We start from the raw sequence: 19,457 nt of genomic DNA, 5'->3' as shown, positions 1-19,457 counted from the left end.
TCCTGCGCACCCCGCGGCGCGTGCTCCGATGATGGCCGGGAAGCACGCCCGCCGACAAGGTGCCGAGCCGAGATGGTGGACAGCGTTCATGCACCGGCCGATGTGGAGGACGAGCCGGACAGGGCGTCGACACGGCGGTGTCCACGCCGAACGGAACGACGGACGGGACCCGGTCGCCCGGGTCCCGTCCGTCGTGTCCCGCTCGGTCCGCGCGTGGTGCGGACCGAGCGGCGCCCGCGATCAGGCCGGGAGCTGCAGGACCTGCCCCGGGTAGATCAGGTCGACGTCGGTCACGGTGCGCGTGTTCGCACCAGCGAGGCGCGTCCACCCGCCGCTCACGCCGAGCTTCGTGGCGATCGTGTTGAGCGTGTCGCCCGAGAGCACCGTGTACGTCTTGCCGCTCGTCGCCACGGACGGGATCGACGGCGCCGCGGGTGCGGACGGTGCCGCGACGGGCGCGCTCGAGGTCGCCGCGCTCGACGTCGCGGTGGACGAGGCGGCCGACGGCGCGGTGGAGGTGGTCGACGAGGGAGCGGTCGAGGTGGTCGCCGCGGGGGCGGACGCGCCCTCGGTGCCGCTCAGACCGAGCCGCGACGAGCACGCCGGCCAGGCGCCCCAGCCCTGCGATGCGAGCACGCGGTTCGCGACCGCGATCTGTTCCGACTTGCTGGCGGACGCCGGGGTCCCGGTCCCGCCGTTGGCGGCCCAGGTGCTCTGGGAGAACTGGAGGCCGCCGGAGTAGCCGTTGCCGGTGTTGGTGGCCCAGTTGCCACTGCTCTCACACTGGGCGATCTGGTCCCAGGTCGACTCGGAGGCCGCGTTGGCGGGTGCCGCCAGTGCGACGCCCGTGACGGCGATGCCGGCGAACGCGAGCCCGCTGACGAGCGCGCGGGTACGGATGGACTTCTTCATGGTGTGGTGCTTCCTCACGGGGCCGCGCACGCCGACGATCGTCGGACGACCGCTGCCCACCCCGGCCGATCTGCGGTCAGGTCGAGGGTTCCGTCGCGGGGCAGCTGTTCGCGCGCGTCCGGCCTCGTTGGTGCAACCGCCTGGGGCGGCCACCGTCGTTCCCCACCCCCGGGACGACCTCGGCCACGATAGGTACCGCTCGACGCGGACTCAACCGGGAACGATCGGTCCACCCCTCGGTCGGGCGCGCAGCCTGAGCGGAACGACACCCCGGGATCGCCATGACCGCGCGGATCGGCGGCATTGGGCGCCGCGACCATCCGAATCACCTGGGAACCCCGCATCCGGGGGTCACGCTGACCCTGCCCAGAGTGCACGACACGCCGTGTGCACTCGGGTGCACACGGCGTGTCGTGCGTTCTGAGCGGGAGGCTCAGAACCCCCGGTCGAGGCGGTGCCACACCTGCTGCACCTTGAGCTCCTGCCGGAACTCGCGGATCGTGGTGTGCTCGTCGATCACCACGAACTCGGTCCCGGCCATCGTCGCGAAGCGCTCCACGACGTCGAGCCCGACCGCGTTCGTCATGACGGTGTGGTGGGCGGCACCCGCGGCGAGCCAGGCCTCGGCGGCGACGGGGAACGACGGCCGGGGCTCCCAGACGGCGCGGCCGACGGGCAGGTGCGGCAGCGGCGCGTCGGGCTCGACGACGTCGACGACGTTGGCCGTCAGGCGGAAGCCGTCGCGGACGTCGGACATCGCGACGACGACGGCCTCACCCGGGTCGGCCGTGAACACGAGGCGCACGGGGTCGTCCTTGCCGCCGATGCCGAGCGGGTGGATCTCGAGCGTCGGGCGTGCGGCCGTCAACGTCGGCGAGACCTCGAGCATGTGCGCGCCGAGGATCTTCTCGCGACCCGGCGTGAGCTCGTACGTGTAGTCCTCCATGAGCGAGGCGCCGCCGGGGAGCCCGGCCCCGGCGACGTTCATCGCGCGGACGAGCACGGCGGTCTTCCAGTCGCCCTCGGCACCGAACCCGTAGCCGTCGGCCATGAGCCGCTGCACCGCGAGGCCCGGCAGCTGCTTGAGCGCGCCGAGGTCCTCGAAGTTCGTCGTGAACGCACCGAACCCGCCGGCCTCGAGGAACGAGCGGAGCCCGAGCTCGATCGCGGCCCCGTCACGGAGGGACTGGTGGCGCTCGCCACCGCGACGGAGCTCGGCGACGACGTCGTACTCCTCCTCGTACGAGGCCACGAGGGTGTCGACGTCGGTGTCGTCGACGTCGGCGACCGCGTCGGCGAGCTCGTTGACGGCCCAGGTGTTCACCTGGACGCCGAGCGCGATCTCGGCCTCGGTCTTGTCACCCTCGGTGACGGCGACGTACCGCATGTTGTCACCGAAGCGCGCGAGCTTGAGCGACCGGACGGCGGCCCAGGCAGCGGCCGCACGGGCCCACGCCGAGACCTCGGCCACGACACGCGGATCCGACACGTGGCCGATCGTCGTGGCGTGCGCGACCCCCATGCGGGCCAGCGCGTAGCCGAACTCGCGGTCGCCGTGCGCGGCCTGGTTGAGGTTCATGAAGTCGAAGTCGATCTCGCCCCAGGGCAGCTCGACGTTCGCCTGTGTGTGCAGGTGCAGCAACGGCTTCGTGAGCGCACCGAGGCCGCCGATCCACATCTTCGCCGGGCTGAACGTGTGCATCCACGTCGTGACCCCGATGACGCGGTCGTCCGCGCTCGCCTCGATGAGGGCGCGGCGGATCGAGTCCGGGTCGGTGAGCACCGGCTTCCACACGAGCTCGACGGGCACCTGCGCCGCGAGCTGCGCGTGCACCGCCTGCGACTGCTCCGCGACCTGGCGGAGGGTCTCCTCGCCGTAGAGCCCCTGGCTCCCCGTCAGGAACCAGATCTCGTATCCGTCGAGTCCGCTGTCGATCTGCGTCATTGCATCGCTCCCTTGGGTTCCTGTCCGTAGACGTTCTGGTACCGGTCGAACAACCGGTCGATGTCGGCGGGGTCGATCGGCAGCGGCTCGCCGAGCTGCCGGCTGATGTGCACGGTGCGGGCGACGTCCTCGGCCATCACGGCCGCCTTGACCGCGTCGCGGCCGTCCTTGCCGATGGTGAACACCCCGTGGTTCTGCATGAGCACGGCGCGCGAGCGGTGCCCCTCGAGCGTCGCGACGATGCCGCGGCCGATCGAGTCGTCACCGATGATCGCGAAGGGACCGATCGGGATGGGCCCGCCGAACTCGTCCGCCATCGCGGTGATGACGCACGGGATCTCCTCGCCCCGCGCGGCCCACGCGGTGGCGTAGGTCGAGTGGGTGTGCACGACGCCGCCGACGCTCGGCATCTGGCGGTACACGTAGGCGTGCGCGGCGGTGTCGCTCGACGGACCGTGCTCGTTGGCCCAACCGTCGGCGGGCACGCCGTCGAGGGTGCAGACGATCTGGTTCTCGGGACGGAGCTCGTCGTACGTCAGGCCGGACGGCTTGATGACGAACAGGTCGGCGCCGGGCACGCGCTCCGACACGTTGCCGCCCGTCCAGACGACGAGTCCGTTCCGGGTCAGCTCGCTGTGCAGGGCGGCGACCTTCTCGCGGGTCGCCTGCACGGCGGCACGGACGTCGTCGGACACGGCGTCGCCGGACACGGGGGTGTCCTCGGTCATGGGGTTGCTCCTTCGTTCGGGGTGTCGCCGATCGTGACGGCGTCGCCGGCGGCGTCGCCGTCACTCGTGCCGGCCGGTGTGGCCGCGACCGCGACCGGCTGCAGGGCCAGGCCGGCCCGGTACCGCTCGAGGAACGTGGCGAAGCCCGCGACGTCCTCGGCCGCCGGCTGCACGACGTCGACCGTGTCGCCATCGAAGACCTCGGTGGCCAGGTACTCGGCCAGGGACCGCTCGTCGGCGGCCTCGAGGTACGCGGCGAGGACCGCCATGCCCCACGGGCCGCCCTCACCCGCGGTCACCCCGACGGCGATCGGCACCCGCAACGCGGCGGCCAGCAACTGCTGGGCCGGCCCGCGCGTCCGGAACAGGCCACCGTGGGCGAGCAGCTGGTCGACCGCGACTCCCTCGCCCGCCAGGACGTCCATGCCGATGCGGAGGGTCGCGAACGCCGCGTCCACCTCGGCCCGGATGAGGTTGCCGAGCGTGAACCGACCCGCGGGACTGCGGACGAGGAGCGGTCGCCCCTCCTCGACGCCCGTCACCGGCTCGCCGGACAGGTAGTTCGAGGACAGCAGGCCACCGGCGTCGGGGTCCGCGTCCAGGGCCTCCGCGAGCAGCGCCGCGTACACCCGGTCCGGCTCGACCGGCGACCCGGTGACCTCGGCGAAGCGGCCGAACACCCGCGCCCAGGCGGCGAGCTCGCTCGCGCCGTTGTTGCAGTGCACCATCGCGACGGCGTCACCGGACGGCGTCGTCACGACGTCGAGCTCGTGGTGCGCGGCGGTGAGGGGTTCCTCGAGCACGACCATGGCGAAGATGCTCGTGCCGACGCTCACGTTCCCGGTGCGCGGCGCGACCGCGTTCGTGGCCACCATGCCGGTACCCGCGTCCCCCTCGGGCGGGCAGAGCGGGATGCCGTCCTGCAGCGAGCCGGTCGGGTCCAGCAGTCGTGCGCCGTGCGCGGTCAGGTGCCCCGCCTCCCGTCCGGCGGGGAGCACCTCGGGGAGCACGGCCGCGAGGTCGAGGTGCGCGGCCCGCTGTCCGACGCGCTCCTGGACCGTGGCGAGCATGCCGGCGTCGTAGGTGCCGGTGGCGGGGTCGATCGGGAACACGCCCGACGCGTCCCCCACGCCGAGCACCCGACGCCCCGTGAGCTTCCAGTGCACGTACCCGGCGAGCGTCGTCAGCGACGCGATGTCGGCGACGTGCGGTTCGTCGTCGAGGACCGCCTGGTACAGGTGCGCGACGGACCAACGGAGCGGGATGTTGAACTGGAGCGCCTCGGTCAGCTCGGCGGACGCCGCGCCGGTCGAGGTGTTGCGCCAGGTCCGGAACGGGACGAGCAGTTCGCCGTCCGCGTCGAACGCCAGGTAGCCGTGCATCATCGCGGACACGCCGATGGCCCGGAAGCGCGTGGGGCGCACCCCGAACCGGTCCTGGACGTCGGACACGAGGTCCGCGTAGCAGGCCTGGAGGCCCGACCAGACGGCGTCGAGCGGGTACGTCCACCGGCCGTCGACGAACTCGTTCTCCCACTCGTGGCTGCCCGATGCGATCGGCAGCAGGTCGGCGCCGACGAGGGTCGCCTTGATGCGGGTGGAGCCGAGCTCGATCCCGAGGGTCGCGCGACCCTCGCTGACCTCGTCGGCGTGGCGCTGGCGCGCCTGGTCGTCATCGGGCATGGGCGACTCCTTCGTCATGGTGTGATCGTGCCATGTGAGCGCTCACTTCGGCAAGGCCGGGAGGCACGGATCGGGTGGGTGGGCCGGTCAGGACCGGGGGTGCGGGCTACGTCGACGTGCGCACGACGAGCTCCGGCTCGACCGTCCGGTCGGTCACGGCACCACCGGTGAGCACGACGAGGACGGCCTCGAGCACGCGTTCGCCGAGCGATGCGAAGTCCTGCCGCACGGTGGTGAGCGGCGGGGTGAAGTGCGCCGCCTCGGGGATGTCGTCGAAGCCGACGAGGGCGACGTCCTCGGGCACGCGGACACCCCGGTCGGCGAACGCGTGGAGCACGCCGAGCGCCATCTGGTCGTTCCCGCAGAACACGGCGTCGACCGTGTCCCGGTCGAGCGCGAGCCCGGCGTCGTACCCGCTCTCGGGCGTCCAGTCACCCGCCAGCACGAGCGGTTCGAACCCGGCCTCGCGGACGAGTCGCTCGTACGTGTCGCGGCGGACCACGGCCTCCTGCGAGACCTCCGGGCCGGTGAGGTGCGCGATCCGGCGCCGCCCCCGGTCGAGCAGGTGCCGCACGGCGAGTTCCGCGCCGGCAGCCTGGTCGATCGCGACCGCGGTCCACCCCGCGACCTGGCCGGCGCGACCGTTCGCGATGACGACGGGGACCGGCGGAGCCACCGGGAGCGCGGCGAGGGCGTCGGTCGCGGTGGAGTCCGCGGCGACGAGGACGATCGCGGCGACGTCCTGCGCCAGGAGGGTCTCGACGGCGTCGCGCATCGACTCCGGTTCCGCCCGGTCGAGCGTCGCGGTGAGCACGTGGTACCCGGCACGACGGGCCGCCTGGTTGAACGCGAGCGCGGTGCTCGTGGGACCGTGCAGGGCCCCGCCCGTGGACACGACACCGAGGGCGCGGCTCGTCCGGCTCGCGAGGGCCCGGGCGGCGGCACGGGGTCGGTACCCGAGCTCGGCGATCGCCGCGGTCACGCGCTCGCGCAACGGCGCCCGCACCGTCGCGTCGCCGTTGATGACGCGGGACACCGTCTGGTGGGAGACCCCGGCGCGCTCGGCGACGTCGAAGATCGTCGGCGAGCGCGTCACGCTCCGCTCCGGGGTTGCTGTCACGTCTGCACCGTACCGTTCCGGCATCGGCGACCGAGCCCCTGGCCGGGTGCGGGACGGACCCGCACCCCGCCAGCTCGGCTCAGCCGATGGTCACCGCCGTCCACGACGTCGCCGGCAGCTCGATCGTGAGCGTGCCGTCCTCGAACGTCGCGGTGTCGTTCGTCCGGAGGCCGACGCGCTCGGTGTCCTCGAGCGTGTTCTTGGCGTAGACGTCGTCGTCCCAGATGCCCTGGGCGCTGACCGAGCCGGTCGCACTCGTGCCGAGCCGGCCGAGGTCGAGCGTGACGGTCGTCGCCGCGTCGGTGCTCCGGTTGATGAGGAACACCGACGTGCGCTCACCGTCGGTCGTCGCAGCGGCGTCCACCACGGGGACGGCACCGTAGACCGGGGTGTCGATCGTGTCGCCGTCGATCGCGACCTTGAGCGCCTGGCCCTGGGCGAGCTGCGACGTGAGCGAGAACGGGAAGAACGTCGTCTGCCGCCAGGCCGGGCCGTTCGGCTCGGTCATGATCGGGGCGATGACGTTGACGAGCTGCGCGAGGCTGGCCGAGGCGACCCGGTCGGCGTGGTTGAGCAGCGTGATCATGAGCCCGCCGAAGGCGACCGCGTCGGCGACCGAGTAGATGTCCTCGAGCTGCCGCGGGGCGATCGGCCACTCGTCGATCGTGTACGTCTTCTGCTGCGCCTCCCAGTCGGTGATGTACCAGACGTTCCACTCGTCGAACGAGATCTCGATCGTCTTGTCCGACTTCCGGGCGGCCTTGACGTGGTCCGCGGTCTCGACGACCGAGCGGATGAACTGGTCCATGTCGATACCGGACGAGAGGAAGCTGACGAGGTCGCCGTCCTTCTCCTCGTAGTAGGCGTGGCAGGAGATGTAGTCGACGTCGTCGTACGTCTGCTCGAGGACCTCGCGCTCCCAGGCGCCGAACGTGGGCATGCCACGGCCCGAGGACCCGCACGCGACGAGGTCGATGTCGGGGTCGATCTGGCGCATCGCCTTGGCGGTGCGCGAAGCGAGCTTGCCGTAGTCGACGGCGTTGCGGTGGCCGAGCTGCCACGGGCCGTCCATCTCGTTGCCGAGGCACCACATGCGGACGTCGAAGGGCCGTTCCCGCCCGTTCGCCTTGCGCTCCTCGGAGCGCGTGGTGCCACCGGGGACGTTCGTGTACTCGAGGAGCTCGATGGCCTCCTTCGTGCCGCGCGTGCCGAGGTTCACCGCGAGCATGAGGTCGCTGCCGACCTGGTCGAGCCAGTGCGAGAACTCGTGCAGCCCGACCTGGTTCGTCTCGGTGGCGTGCCACGCGAGGTCGAGGCGGCGGGGACGCTGGTCGACCGGCCCGACACCGTCCTCCCAGTTGTAGCCCGACACGAAGTTGCCGCCGGGGTACCGGATCGTCGTGACCCCGAGCTCCTTGACGAGCTCGATGACGTCCTGCCGGAAGCCCTGCTCGTCGGCGGTGGGGTGGTTCGGCTCGTGGATGCCGTCGTAGACGTGGCGGCCGAGGTGCTCGACGAACCCGCCGAACAGACGGCGCCGGACCGGGCCGATGGTGAACGCAGGGTCGAGGGAGAGGTGGACGCGCGGCATTGCGGTGTTCCTTCGTTCGCGGTTACAACGTTGTAGTGGCTCCGAGTGTACGGCGGAAGCCCGAGGGACACAACGCGATCCCCGCCGTGCCGCGGGATGCCGTCGCGTCCGCTGGGCAGCGCCGCGTCCGGTGACCCGGGGCGGTCAGTCCTCGGCCGTCACGTGCAGCAGCACCACGCGCTCCGGGTACATCAGGGGCGCTTGCAGCCCCGCCGACGCGAGCGCGCTGCCCGGGAGGACCGTCCCGCGGAACCGACGGACCGTCCCGTCGCCGACGCTGGTCCCCGTGGCACCCGTGGGCGTTGCACCGCCTCCGTCCGTTCGAAACGCGTCATCGCGGGGTTCGTCAGGAAGGACGCGGTTCGATGCGGATGCCGTGGCGGGAACGGCAGCAGTGACGACCGGCCCCCACCACGATGCGGGCTGCACCCCCGCCTCGGGGTCGCCGACGAGCACGGGAGTGACCCGGTAGCGCGTCGCCGGGTCGAGGCCGGGCAACGTCAGGCGACCCCGCGGTGAGACGTCCGACCGCCCGATCGTGGCGAGGAAGAACAGGGCCTCCCGCCGCGCGGGGTCCACCACGCCGTACACGTTGAGCGTCGGGTCCACCTGGTCGACCCGCACGAGCTCCCCACGGTGCATGAGGTCCCGGTACCGCTTGTACAGGTCGATCCACGCGCCGAGGTCCCGGAGCTCGAGCTCCGTCGCCCGCGCCAGGTCCCACTCGATCCCGAAGTGGCCGAACAGGGCGGTCCCGGCACGGAACGACAGCTCGTGCCACCGCCCCGTCGTGTGGTTCACGCCCGAGGCCACGTGCGACCCGAGCAGTTCCGGCGGCAGGAGCTGCATCGTCCACCGGTTCATCCGCTGGCGCTCGAGCGGGTCGATGCAGTCGGAGACCCAGACCCGGTCCGTGTGTTCGATGACGCCGAGGTCGACCCGCCCGCCCCCGGACGAGCACGACTCGATCTCGAGTCCCGGGAACCGCTCCTTCAGCGTGGCCATGAGCCGGTACGCCGCCCGGGTCTGCTCGTGCACCGCCGGTTCACCGCCCGGCCACCGCCCCCCGTCGACGAGGTCCCGGTTGTGGTCCCACTTGACGTACGCGATCGCGTACTCCTCGAGCACGGCCGTCATCTGCCCCAGCACGTGCTCGTACGCCTCCGGGATCGCCAGGTCGAGCACCTGCTGGTTCCGTGACCGGACCGGGAGGCGCGCCCCCGTCTGCATGAGCCACTCCGGATGCGCGCGGGCCACGTCGCTGTCCTCGTTCACCATCTCGGGCTCGAACCACAGGCCGAACTCCATGCCGAGCTCCCGCACGCGGTCCACGAGCGGGTGCAGCCCGTCCGGCCAGACGTCCTCGTCGACCACCCAGTCGCCCAGACCGCGGGTGTCGTCCCGGCGGCCCCGGAACCACCCGTCGTCGAGCACGTACCGCTCCACCCCGAGCCCGGCAGCACGCTCCGCCAGGTCCGTCAGCCGTCCCAGGTCGTGGTCGAAGTACACGGCCTCCCACACGTTGATCGTCACCGGGCGGTCCCGCCGCGGGTGTCGGGGGCGCGAGCGCAGGAACCGGTGGAACCGCCGCGCCTGGTCGTCGAGACCGACCCCGTAGGCGCCGAACACCCACGGCGTGCGGTAGGACGCGCCGGGGCCGAGCCGGACCTCGCCCGGCAGCAGGAGCTCCCCACCGCCGAGCACCTGCTCGCCGCTGAACACGCGCTCCGCCGCGTGCCGGTGGTTCCCGCTCCACGCGGTGTGCACGCCCCAGACCTCACCGCCGGCGAACCCGAACCCGGGCGTCCCGACGCTCAACACCGTCGCCGCGTCGGCAGCGGTTCGGCCCTTGCGGCCCTGCCGCTCGTGGATGCCCGTCACGAGTTCGGTCCGCTGCGGTGTCCGCTCCGCGCCCCACCGTCCGCCGAAGTCGAGGACCTCGCGCGCTCGCGACGGCACGGGCAGCGCGAGCGTGACGTCGTCGAGTGCGTACTCCTCCGCACCCGTGTTCTCGACCTCGGCTCGCAGCCGCACGAGGCCGCTCTCGAGCAGTTCGACGACGACCACGAGCCCGAGCCCGGCCACCTCGTCCGCCGCGGTCACGGTGACGGTGCCGGCCCCGACCTCCCGGAAGTCGGCCAGCGCGCCCTCGTGCCCCCGGGCCTCCAGGCGGACCGCCGTCGTGCGGAACCGCGGCGACCAGTCCCGGCCGCTCCGATGGCCGCTGATCCCGGGTCTCCCGGTCCATCCCGTCCACCCCTCGGGCAGCACGGCGACGCGCACCGGCTCGTCGACGGCGTTCCCGCCGACCGGCGGGACGTCCGCCTCGGACAGCGCCGCGACGTCGTCCGCGGTCAGCGACCCGAGCGCGGCTCCCCAGTGGACGACCGCGGGCAGGAGGCCGGACGACGCGTCGAGCACGAGGCTCACCCCGCCGCTGCTCAGGTGGACCACCGCGTCCGGCACGGAGGATGCGGTGGCCTGATCGGGGACCGGGAGGTGCGTCATCGGGACTCCTGACTCGTCGCCCTGCCAGCATCCCGGCTCCGGCCGTGCGCACACAACACGACCCGCGGCGGTACGCCCTCGCGCCCCGCACGCACGGGACGCCCGGGAGCGCCTCCCGTAGTGTTCCCACCGTGTACGAGGACGCCCGCCACTGGTTCCTGCGCGCCGGCGAGCGGGGCAACACGGCCACCGCGGTGCATGCCGACCGCGACGGCGAACCGGCGTGGTCGGAGGGCAACCTCGTCGTGCCGATCGTGCACGGCGCGCCGTACTTCGCCCGGCTGCACGAGGAACTCACCGCGCTGGAGCCCGGCGACCGGGTCTGGTTCACGGACTGGCGCGGCGACGCGGACGAGCGCCTGCTCCCCGACGGGCCGACGATCGGGGAACTCCTCGCGGACCTGGCCCGAGGCGGTGTCGAGGTCCGCGGCCTGGTCTGGCGATCGCACGGCGAACGGATCTCCTCGCCGATCAGCGGCAGGTCGAACGAGCTGCTGGGGCGCGAGGTCAACGACGCCGGCGGCGAGGTGCTCCTCGACCAGCGCGTGCGGGTGTTCGGCTCGCACCACCAGAAGTTCTTCGTCATCCGGCACCGCGACGACCCGGCCCGCGACGTCGCGTTCGTCGGCGGGATCGACCTCTGCCACAGCCGGCGGGACGACGCCGACCACGCCGGTGACCCGCAGGCGCTCTCGATGGACCCCCGCTACGGCGACCGACCGCCGTGGCACGACGCCGCCCTCGAACTCCACGGACCGGTCGTGGCCGACGTCCTCGCCGTGTTCGCCGAGCGGTGGGACGATCCGCACCCGCTCGACCACCGGGACCCCTACCGGATGCTCCTGCAGCGCCTCGCACGGATGCCGCGGCACCCCGAGCCGCTGCCGGAGACCGCACCCCCGCCGCCGCCCGCCGGCACGCACGCGGTCCAGCTCCTCCGCACCTACGGAGTGAAGCGCCCGGCGTTCCCGTTCGCCCCCGCCGGCGAGCGGAGCGTCGCCCGGGCGTACACGAAGGCGTTCGAGCGGGCGCGGCGACTCATCTACATCGAGGACCAGTACCTGTGGTCCACCGAGGTCGCCACCGGCATCGCGGACGCGCTCGAGCGGAACCCGGACCTGCACGTCATCGTCGTCGTGCCGCGCTACCCCGACTCCGACGGTCCCCTCGCCGGACCACCGAGCCGCATCGGGCAGCTCCGAGCTGTGCGGGCCCTGCAGCGCACCGCCCCGGACCGGGTGGGGGTGTTCGACCTCGAGAACACCGCGGGCACGCCGATCTACATCCACGCCAAGATCTGCATCGTCGACGACACCTGGATGACGTGCGGGTCGGACAACTTCAACCGCCGATCCTGGACCAGTGACAGCGAGCTCACCTGCGCCGTGGTCGACGGAGCGGCGCGGCCAGACGACGGCCCGGACTCCTCCTTGCCGCGTGACCTGCGCCTCCAGCTGTGGGCGGAGCACCTCGGGACGACGCCCGACGACCCCCGGCTCCAGGACCTGACCGGCGGACTCGCGCTGTGGACCGCCGCCGCTCGTGCCCTCGACCACTGGCACGAGGACGGCGAGCCCGGACCGCGGCCGGTCGGGCACGTCCGGCAGCACACGCCCGAGTCGATCTCGGCGGTCCAGCGGCTCTGGGCCGGAGCGGTCGCGCGGCTGGCGGTGGACCCGGACGGGCGGCCGCGGCGGCTGCGGGGCACCACGCGGTTCTGACCGGTCCGGCTCCCGCCCCGTCCCCGCCGCCGGCCACCGCCCCCTCCGCCTGCCACCGCCTCTTCGTCCCCCTCCCCCTCGGCCCCCTCCGCCTGCTTCCGACGGCACCGCTGTCGAACGACACCGGCGATGACGCTTCTCGCGCCGCGCGTCGGGTGTCCGAGCAGGCGACGACTCCCCCGCTGTCGAACAACGCACGTGCAGTCGGAAGGAGGCGGGAGCCACGGACGAGCCGGTCCGTCCCGTGGCCGTGGTTGTATGACCGGATGCGCCTCCACGTCGACGAGCGCGGCAGCGGACCGGACACCGCCGTGTTGCTGCACGGGATGATGGGCTCCTCTGAGAGCTGGTGGCGTGTCGTGCCGTTGCTCACCGATCGGGGGTACCGCGTGCTCGCGATCGATCTGCCGGGCCACGGGCTGTCGGAGCGGGACCCGCACCTGACCGTCGAGCGTGCCGCAGCGGCCGTCGTGCACGCCGTTCGCGCGACCTCGCAGCGTCCTCCGGCGCTCGCGATCGGCCACTCCTTCGGCGGTCTGGTCCTGGCTGCCGCTGCGCAGGAGCTCCGCCCCGACCGGACCGTGTACGTGGAGGCCCCGTTCAGCAGTCGCGGCGGCTGGGACCGCGCCACGGTCGAGCTGGAGTACGAACGTGACCGACGTGAGCGGACCGTCCAGGGGCTCCGCGCCTCCCGGTCGTACTACGGCGACGAGGACTGCGTCGTCGAGGCGCGCGCTGCGGAACGGTTCGACCCGGCAACGGCGGCATCCGTCGCGGCTGCGGCCGGCGGCACCTTGATGCCCGAGCGCGGGTCGATCGTCGTGCGGGCGGAGCCGAGCGACGTCGTCGACGACGAGCTCGTGGAGCTGCTCACCGCCAGCGGTGTCGCCGTCCGCGGCGTCCCGGGAGCAGCGCACGCGCTGTGGTACAGCCACTTCGACGGGTTCGTCGGGGCACTACCCGAGGTGTTCGGGCCCGCCTGATCGCGTGCCGCATCACCACCCCCGGCACCACCCCGGGGTGGTGCCCCAGCCGCGCGGGGATCGCGAGGCTTGCCGCATGACGATCACTGACTGGCTCATCGACGGCACCCTGCTCGGACTCGTGGTGCTGCAACTCCGCGGACGACGGCTCGGCATCGTGCAGCTCCTCCTGCCGATCGCACTCGTCGCCGTGGCCGTGCTCCACTACGGGCACGCACTCCCGACGACCGCGAACGGGGTCCTCCTCGTCCTCCTCGGACCGGCGGTGGGTGTGACGCTCGGGATCGGCGCCGCGGCTCTGACGCGCGTCTGGCGGAAGGACGGTCACCCGTTCGCCCGGGCCACACCGGCGGCAGCCGCCCTGTGGGTGCTCGGCATGGGGTTCCGCCTGGCGTTCCAACTCTGGGCGAACTCGGCTGCCGGGCAGATGCACCTCACCACCTTCAGCGTCGAGCACCGGATCGAGGAATCGGCGTGGGTGGACGCGCTCCTGCTGATGGCCGTCGGTGAGGTGCTCGGGCGGACGGTCGTGCTCTTCGTGCGGGGCCGCATCGTCGGAGCCCGGCGTCGGCCCCAGATGATCGGAGTGTGACTCGTGCGGTGGCAGCGACCCTGCCCTCACAGGCGTCATGGGAGCGGTCGCGCCTCGGCGATCCGGACGCCGTGTGCCATCAGCACGACACCGACCGCTCCGGCTCGGTCACCTCAGGAGTGGTCGCGCGCCTGCAACACGACGATGTGGTCATCCGTGACGGAGTAGACCAGCCGGTTCGGGGATCAGGCCTCCGTGTGCCCGAGGTCCGCGGAGCCCCGGAACACCGCATCGCGGCGGGCGGCGGCACCGAGCTCGAACACGACGACCTCGTTGCGGCCCGCGCGGACGACGGGCGCCGGCACGTACAGCGTCCGCTGGGGGCCACGCGACCAGTACCGCCCGAGGCAGAACCCGTTCACCCAGGCGACGCCCTTGCCGAACCCGTCGAGCGCCAGGTGCAGGTCCCGCACGGCGTCGAGCTCGACGGTCGCGAGCGCGAACGTCGGCCCCGCGAGCGTCGGGGCCGGGTCGGGCCGGATGTCGCGGAGCGCGGCGACGACCGGGAGGGCCGGGGCCGGCGCCGTCAGCACGGCCCCTTCCGTCAGGTGCTCGCCGAGCGGGCCGTCCGCGGCAGGGGACACCGCGGCGGCGGGCTCCGCAGCCGGGGACACGGCGGCAGGCTTCGCGGCGCCGTCCGACGGGTGCTGGCCGAGCGATGCGACGGCGGCGGGGACGGCGGACGCGGGCTGCGGGACGGACGCGTGCCGGGCCTCCCGGCCGTCCGCGGAACCGGCGACGGCCGCGACCAGGTCGAGCGGCGTGACGGACCACCGGGCCAGCGGGACGCCGTCGACGGTGACCGGGCCGACCAGGCCCTTGGGCTCCCCGATGCGGACGCCGTAGTCGACGCGTCCCTGGTCCTCGACCAGGACGTCGAGCACGGCGCGGCCCACCGGCGGCAGGACGAGCGCGTGGTCGTGGTGCTCGCGCTCGAGGACGCCCACCGGTCGCCCGTCGAGGAACACCTGGGCACGGTCGCGGACCTCCTCGACGGTGAGGACGCCGCCCGCGGGCAGGTCGACCTCGGTGCGGTAGAGCACGAAGCCGGCGCCGCTCCCGAGTGCGTCGACGGTCGGGACGTCGTCGTGGTGCGTCCACGTGGCGATGTCGTCGACGGTGCTCCAGAGCGACAGGGCACGGTCGAACCGGAGTGCGACGTCGGGCACCGGGGCCGGGGCGGGTGCGTCCGGAGCGAACTCCGGCGGCAGGTCCGGCACGGGCGCGTACCGCTCGATGACCGATCGGAACGCGTGGAACTTCGGGGTGGGCAGCCCGGCCTCGTCGAGCGGTGCGTCGTAGTCGTAGCTCGTCGCGATCGGTCGGTAGACGCCCTTGTCGTTCGCACCGTTCGTCAAGCCGTAGTTCGTGCCGCCGTGGAACATGTAGACGTTGACGGACGCCCCGGCGGCGAGGAGTGCGTCGAGTTCCCGGGCGGAGTCGGTCGCCGAGGTCGTGTGGTGGTGTTCGCCCCAGCTGTCGAACCAGCCGTCCCAGAACTCCGAGCACATGAGCGGGCCGGTCGGCTGCACACCTCGGAGGGCCGCGAGTCGTTCGGACGCGCGGGACCCGAACGAGCCGGTGGCGTGGAGACCCGGGATCGTGCCGTCCTCGAGCATCGTGCCCATCGGCTGGTCGACGCTCGTGAACGGAACGGTGAGCCCGATGTCGCGGTGCATGGCGAGCAGCGCACGGAGGTAGGCGGGGTCCGAGCCGTAGGCGCCGTACTCGTTCTCGACCTGCACGAGCACGATCGGGCCGCCGGCGTCGATCTGCCGGGGCACGAGCACGGGGGCGAGGCGCTCGAGGTACGCCTGCACGGCGGCGAGGAACCGGGGCTCGTTCCGGCGCACGCCGACGTTCGCGTCGGCGAACAGCCAGGACGGCAGTCCGCCGTTCGCCCACTCGGCGCAGATGTACGGGCCGGGGCGGACGATCGCGTGCATGCCCTCGGCCGCGACGAGGTCGAGGAACCGGCCGAGGTCGAGCCCGCCGGTCAGGTCGAAGGTGTCGGGCGACGGCGCGTGGGCGTTCCAGGCGACGTACGTCTCGATGGTGTTGAGGCCCATGAGCCGGGCCTTGTGGATCCGGTCCGCCCACTGGTCGGGGTGGACGCGGAAGTAGTGGAGCGCTCCGGAGAGCACGCGGTGGGGTTCGCCGTCGAGCAGGAAGTCGTCGGGGCCGATGGCGAAACGCATGAGCGTGCCTTTCTTCGGATGGGAGGGGACGGTGCCCGGGCGACGCGCGCCCGGGCACCGTTCGGTCACTTGGACGAGACCGTGAAGCCCTGCTGCTTGCCGTACTTGACGAGCTGGCTCTGCCAGGACTGCAGGCCGCTGTCGAGCGACGTGTTGTTCTGGTAGGACTGGCCGACCGTGTCCGCGAAGACGCTGTTCGCGTAGACCTCGTAGGGCAGGTAGGTGAAGCCGGACTTGACGTTCTTCGACGCGTCGACGAGGACCTCGTTGATCTTCTGGCCACCGAAGTACGACGGGTTGTCGTTGAGGAACGACGACGACTCGAGGTCGGCGGTGGTCGACGGGAACCCGCCGGACTTGGCGAAGATCTTCGTGCTCGCGCTCGACGAGTTGAGCCACTTGAGGAAGCCCGCCGCGAGCGCCGGGTTCTTCGACTGCTTCATGACGACCTGCGAGCTGCCCCCGTTGTTCGCGGTGACGGCCTTGCTGCCGTCGTAGGTGGGCATCGGGGCGACGCGCCAGTCACCGCTGCCGGCCGGGGCGCTCGCCTCGAGGTTGCCGGGCATCCAGGCGCCGGTGATGAGCGAGGCGATCTGGCCGTTGCCGAGCTGCTTGAACCAGTCGTCGCTCCAGGCCGGGGTGGTCGAGAGGAGCTTGCCCTGGACGAGCGGGTTCCAGGTCGACGTCCACTTCTTGCTCCCCGCGTCCTGCAGGTCGATCGACACCTTCGTGCCGTTCGTCGTGAACGGGGTGCCGCCGGCCTGCCAGATCATGCTGGTCGCGAATCCGGGGTCGCCGTTGTCCGCGGTGATGTACTCGCTGGGGTTCGCCGCGTGCAGCTTCTTGGCGTCGGCGACGTACTCGCTCCACGTCTTCGGGACGGCGAGGCCGTACTGGTCGAAGATGCGCTTGTTGTAGAACAGCGCCATCGGGCCGGAGTCCTGCGGCAGACCGTAGATCTTGCCGTTCATGGCGACCGAGTCCCACGTGCTCGCGGAGTACTTGCCCTTGAGCGAGCCGAACCCGTACGAGGTGAGGTCGGCCAGGGAGTTCGACAGCGCGAACTGCGGGACGGCGAAGTACTCGACCTGCGCGACGTCGGGCGCGCCCGAGCCGGCCTTGATCGTGTTCTGGAGCTTCGTGTACTCGTCGGTGCCGGTGCCGGCGTTGACGAGCTTGACGTGCACCTTCGGGTACGCCTTCTCGAACGCGGCGACCTGGGCCTTGGCGGACGGGGTCCACGACCAGTACGTGATCGTGCCGCCCTTCTTCAGCGCGGCGGAGACGTCGCTCGCGCTGCCGCCCGAGGCCGACGAGCTGCCGCTCGCGCAGCCGACGAGGGCGACCGCGGCGGAGACGCCGATGGCGACGGCGGCGAGGCCGCGCCGGAGACGCTTGTGCATGGTGATGCCTTTCACTTCGTTGTGGATCGCAGGGGTGCGGTGGTGCTGGGTGCTGCCCCGGGCCTCCCGGCCGACGGGGCGGGGAGTCACGCCTTGACGGACCCGGCCGCGAGGCCGGACTGCCAGAAGCGCTGGAGGAAGAGGAACGCGGCGACGATCGGGATGATCGTGAGCAGCGAACCCGTGACGACGAGGTTGTAGATCGGCTGGGCGGCGGCGCCGGTGGCCTGCGCGTTCCACTGGTTCAGGCCGACCGTGAGCGGGTACCAGCGGGGGTCGCTCAGCATGATCAGCGGGAGGAAGTAGTTGTTCCACGTGGCCACGACCGCGAACAGCAGCACCGTGACGACGCCGGGCATGAGCAGTCGGAGCCCGATCGTGAAGAAGATCCGGAACTCGCCGGCACCGTCCATGCGGGCGGCTTCGATGAGCTCCATCGGGATGGCGTCGATCGCGTACGTCCAGATCAGGTAGAGCCCGAACGGACTGATGAGCGACGGCAGGATGATCGCCCACGGCGTGTTCGTCAGGCCGACCTGCGAGAACAGCAGGAACGTCGGGACGGCCAGCGCCGTGCCCGGGATCGCGACCGCGCCGAGCACGATGGCGAACACGGCCCGGCGGCCGGGGAACGCGTACTTCGCCATGCCGTAGCCCGCGACCGTGGCGAGGAGCGTCGCCCCGCCGGCACCGACGACGACGTAGAGCAGGGTGTTGCCGAACCACTGCAGGAAGATCCCGCCGTTGTAGGTCAGCGTGTCGTGCAGGTTCTGGATCAGGTTGAAGTGTCCGCCGAACCAGAGGCCGAACGTCGACAGGAGCGACGACTGCGTCTTCGTGCTGTTGATCACCAGGTAGGCGAGCGGCGCGAACGAGTAGACGGTGAACACCACCATGACGGCGGTGAGCAGCCCGCTCCGGCGCGGCCTGGGCGAGCCGGCGCCGATCCGGCGACCCGGACGGGAGGCCCGGGGAGCGCGGGCACGCGGGTCGCGGCCGCGTGTGCCCTCGGTCGCGATGGTGACGGGCGGTGGGGTCTGGACGGCGCTCATCGGTTCTCCGCTCGCGTGCCGCGCACCTGGACGACGTAGGCGATCACGGCGGTGATTACACCCATGACGATCGCGACGGTGGCGGAGTAGTTGAACTGCTGACCGCTGAAGGACAGCGAGTAGGCGTACATGTTCGGGGTGAATGCGCTGCCGATGACGTTCGGGGCGAGCGTCTTGAGCAGGTTCGGCTCGTTGAAGAGCTGGAAGCTGCCGATGATCGAGAAGATCGTGGCGATGACGATCGAGCCGCGCAGCGCCGGGATCTTGATCGACATGATCGTGCGGAGCGGCCCGGCGCCGTCGATCTCGGCCGCCTCGTACAGCTCGGTCGGCACCACCCGGAGCGCGGAGTAGAAGATCAGCATGTTGTAGCCGAGGAACTCCCACGTGACGACGTTGCCGATGGATGCGAGGACCCAGTGCGGGCTGAAGGGTTCGAACAGGTCGATGCCCAGGGCCTTGTTCGCGGCGCCGGTCAGGCCGAACTGGTTGCCGTAGATGAAGCCCCAGATGAGCGCGGCGACGACACCCGGCACCGCGTAGGGCAGGAACACCCCGATGCGGAAGAACGCCGAGCCGTAGAGGCGACCGCTGTCGAGTGCGAGTGCGGCGACGAGTGCGAGGACGAGCATGACCGGCACCTGGACCACGAGGAACAGGACGACGCGCAGGAACCCGGCCCAGAACTTGGCGTCCTGGAACAGCTGCAGGTAGTTGGCGAACCAGACGAACTGGTTGCCGCCGATGAGCTGGTCGCGGAACAGGCTGAGCCAGAGGGCGTAGCCGATCGGCACGATGAGCATCGCGACGAGCACGATCATGAACGGCGCGACGAACAGCCAGCCGGTCCAGCGTTGGCGGGCTCGGCCCTTGCCCCGGGCGCCGCCACGGGTGCCGTTCCGGCCGCCGGGTGACGTTCCCCGGCGCGCGGTGATCGCGGTCATACGACTCCTTCGTCCAGACGGTGCTCCGCGTATGTTGACGTCAACATCGCGCGGTTCACCGTAGCATGGCAACGTCAA

14 protein-coding genes are annotated in these 19,457 nt (G+C 71.9%); 3 read left to right on the top strand and 11 right to left on the bottom strand.

Annotation, left to right across the window (positions count from 1 at the left end; genetic code table 11):
• Window positions 1-240: 240 nt before the first annotated feature.
• From DEI93_RS00985 to DEI93_RS00955, 7 genes are all read right to left on the bottom strand, one after another.
• Window positions 241-912 carry a LysM peptidoglycan-binding domain-containing protein gene (locus tag DEI93_RS00985; RefSeq protein ID WP_111120550.1) on the bottom strand — a complete coding sequence of 224 codons (672 nt, stop codon included), beginning with the start codon at window positions 910-912 and terminating at the stop codon, window positions 241-243.
• Window positions 913-1,345: 433 nt separating this feature from the next.
• Window positions 1,346-2,857 carry an L-arabinose isomerase gene (gene araA, locus DEI93_RS00980; protein ID WP_111011223.1) on the bottom strand — a complete coding sequence of 504 codons (1,512 nt, stop codon included), beginning with the start codon at window positions 2,855-2,857 and terminating at the stop codon, window positions 1,346-1,348.
• Window positions 2,854-3,585: an L-ribulose-5-phosphate 4-epimerase gene (locus DEI93_RS00975; protein ID WP_111011222.1), complete on the bottom strand. Its 732-nt coding sequence runs from the start codon at window positions 3,583-3,585 to the stop codon at window positions 2,854-2,856. The genes araA and DEI93_RS00975 overlap by 4 nt, the downstream gene beginning before the upstream one ends.
• Window positions 3,582-5,267 carry a xylulokinase gene (locus tag DEI93_RS00970; protein WP_111120551.1) on the bottom strand — a complete coding sequence of 562 codons (1,686 nt, stop codon included), beginning with the start codon at window positions 5,265-5,267 and terminating at the stop codon, window positions 3,582-3,584. Before DEI93_RS00970 ends, DEI93_RS00975 begins: the two co-directional genes overlap by 4 nt.
• 106 nt (window positions 5,268-5,373) lie before the next feature.
• Window positions 5,374-6,387, bottom strand: a complete 1,014-nt coding sequence (locus DEI93_RS00965; RefSeq protein WP_258368731.1) for a LacI family DNA-binding transcriptional regulator — start codon at window positions 6,385-6,387, stop codon at window positions 5,374-5,376.
• 79 nt (window positions 6,388-6,466) lie between these two features.
• Window positions 6,467-7,978: an arabinosylfuranosidase ArfA gene (gene arfA, locus DEI93_RS00960; protein WP_111027502.1), complete on the bottom strand. Its 1,512-nt coding sequence runs from the start codon at window positions 7,976-7,978 to the stop codon at window positions 6,467-6,469.
• Between the two features lie 144 nt (window positions 7,979-8,122).
• On the bottom strand, window positions 8,123-10,486 hold the full coding sequence (locus tag DEI93_RS00955) for an alpha-galactosidase (protein WP_111120546.1): 2,364 nt from the start codon (window positions 10,484-10,486) through the stop codon (window positions 8,123-8,125).
• 131 nt (window positions 10,487-10,617) lie between these two features.
• Between DEI93_RS00955 and DEI93_RS00950 the strand changes: the two genes are divergently transcribed.
• From DEI93_RS00950 to DEI93_RS00940, 3 genes are all read left to right on the top strand, one after another.
• Window positions 10,618-12,207 (top strand): phospholipase D family protein, encoded by a 1,590-nt coding sequence (locus DEI93_RS00950; protein ID WP_220037912.1) that lies wholly within the window; start codon window positions 10,618-10,620, stop codon window positions 12,205-12,207.
• Between the two features lie 266 nt (window positions 12,208-12,473).
• A complete protein-coding gene (locus DEI93_RS00945) occupies window positions 12,474-13,190 on the top strand; it encodes an alpha/beta hydrolase (protein WP_111120662.1) in 717 nt (238 codons plus the stop codon).
• Between the two features lie 76 nt (window positions 13,191-13,266).
• Complete coding sequence (locus DEI93_RS00940) at window positions 13,267-13,782, top strand: hypothetical protein (protein ID WP_111027343.1); 516 nt, start codon at window positions 13,267-13,269, stop codon at window positions 13,780-13,782.
• A gap of 185 nt (window positions 13,783-13,967) precedes the next feature.
• Here the strand turns inward: DEI93_RS00940 and DEI93_RS00935 are convergent, their stop codons facing one another.
• The 4 genes from DEI93_RS00935 to DEI93_RS00920 form a co-directional block, all read right to left on the bottom strand.
• On the bottom strand, window positions 13,968-15,980 hold the full coding sequence (locus DEI93_RS00935; RefSeq protein WP_111120663.1) for a glycoside hydrolase family 35 protein: 2,013 nt from the start codon (window positions 15,978-15,980) through the stop codon (window positions 13,968-13,970).
• A 65-nt stretch (window positions 15,981-16,045) separates the two neighbouring features.
• On the bottom strand, window positions 16,046-17,383 hold the full coding sequence (locus DEI93_RS00930; protein ID WP_111011215.1) for an ABC transporter substrate-binding protein: 1,338 nt from the start codon (window positions 17,381-17,383) through the stop codon (window positions 16,046-16,048).
• 86 nt (window positions 17,384-17,469) lie between these two features.
• On the bottom strand, window positions 17,470-18,435 hold the full coding sequence (locus DEI93_RS00925; RefSeq protein ID WP_111011214.1) for a carbohydrate ABC transporter permease: 966 nt from the start codon (window positions 18,433-18,435) through the stop codon (window positions 17,470-17,472).
• Window positions 18,432-19,379, bottom strand: a complete 948-nt coding sequence (locus tag DEI93_RS00920) for a carbohydrate ABC transporter permease (RefSeq protein WP_111027341.1) — start codon at window positions 19,377-19,379, stop codon at window positions 18,432-18,434. Before DEI93_RS00920 ends, DEI93_RS00925 begins: the two co-directional genes overlap by 4 nt.
• Between the last annotated feature and the right edge of the window lie 78 nt (window positions 19,380-19,457).

It is taken from the genome of Curtobacterium sp. MCBD17_035, assembly GCF_003234815.2.
In the GTDB taxonomy this organism is placed as follows: domain Bacteria; phylum Actinomycetota; class Actinomycetes; order Actinomycetales; family Microbacteriaceae; genus Curtobacterium.
The sequence above is the reverse complement of the archived record's forward strand: the minus strand, read 5'-3'. Positions and strand labels throughout refer to the sequence as shown.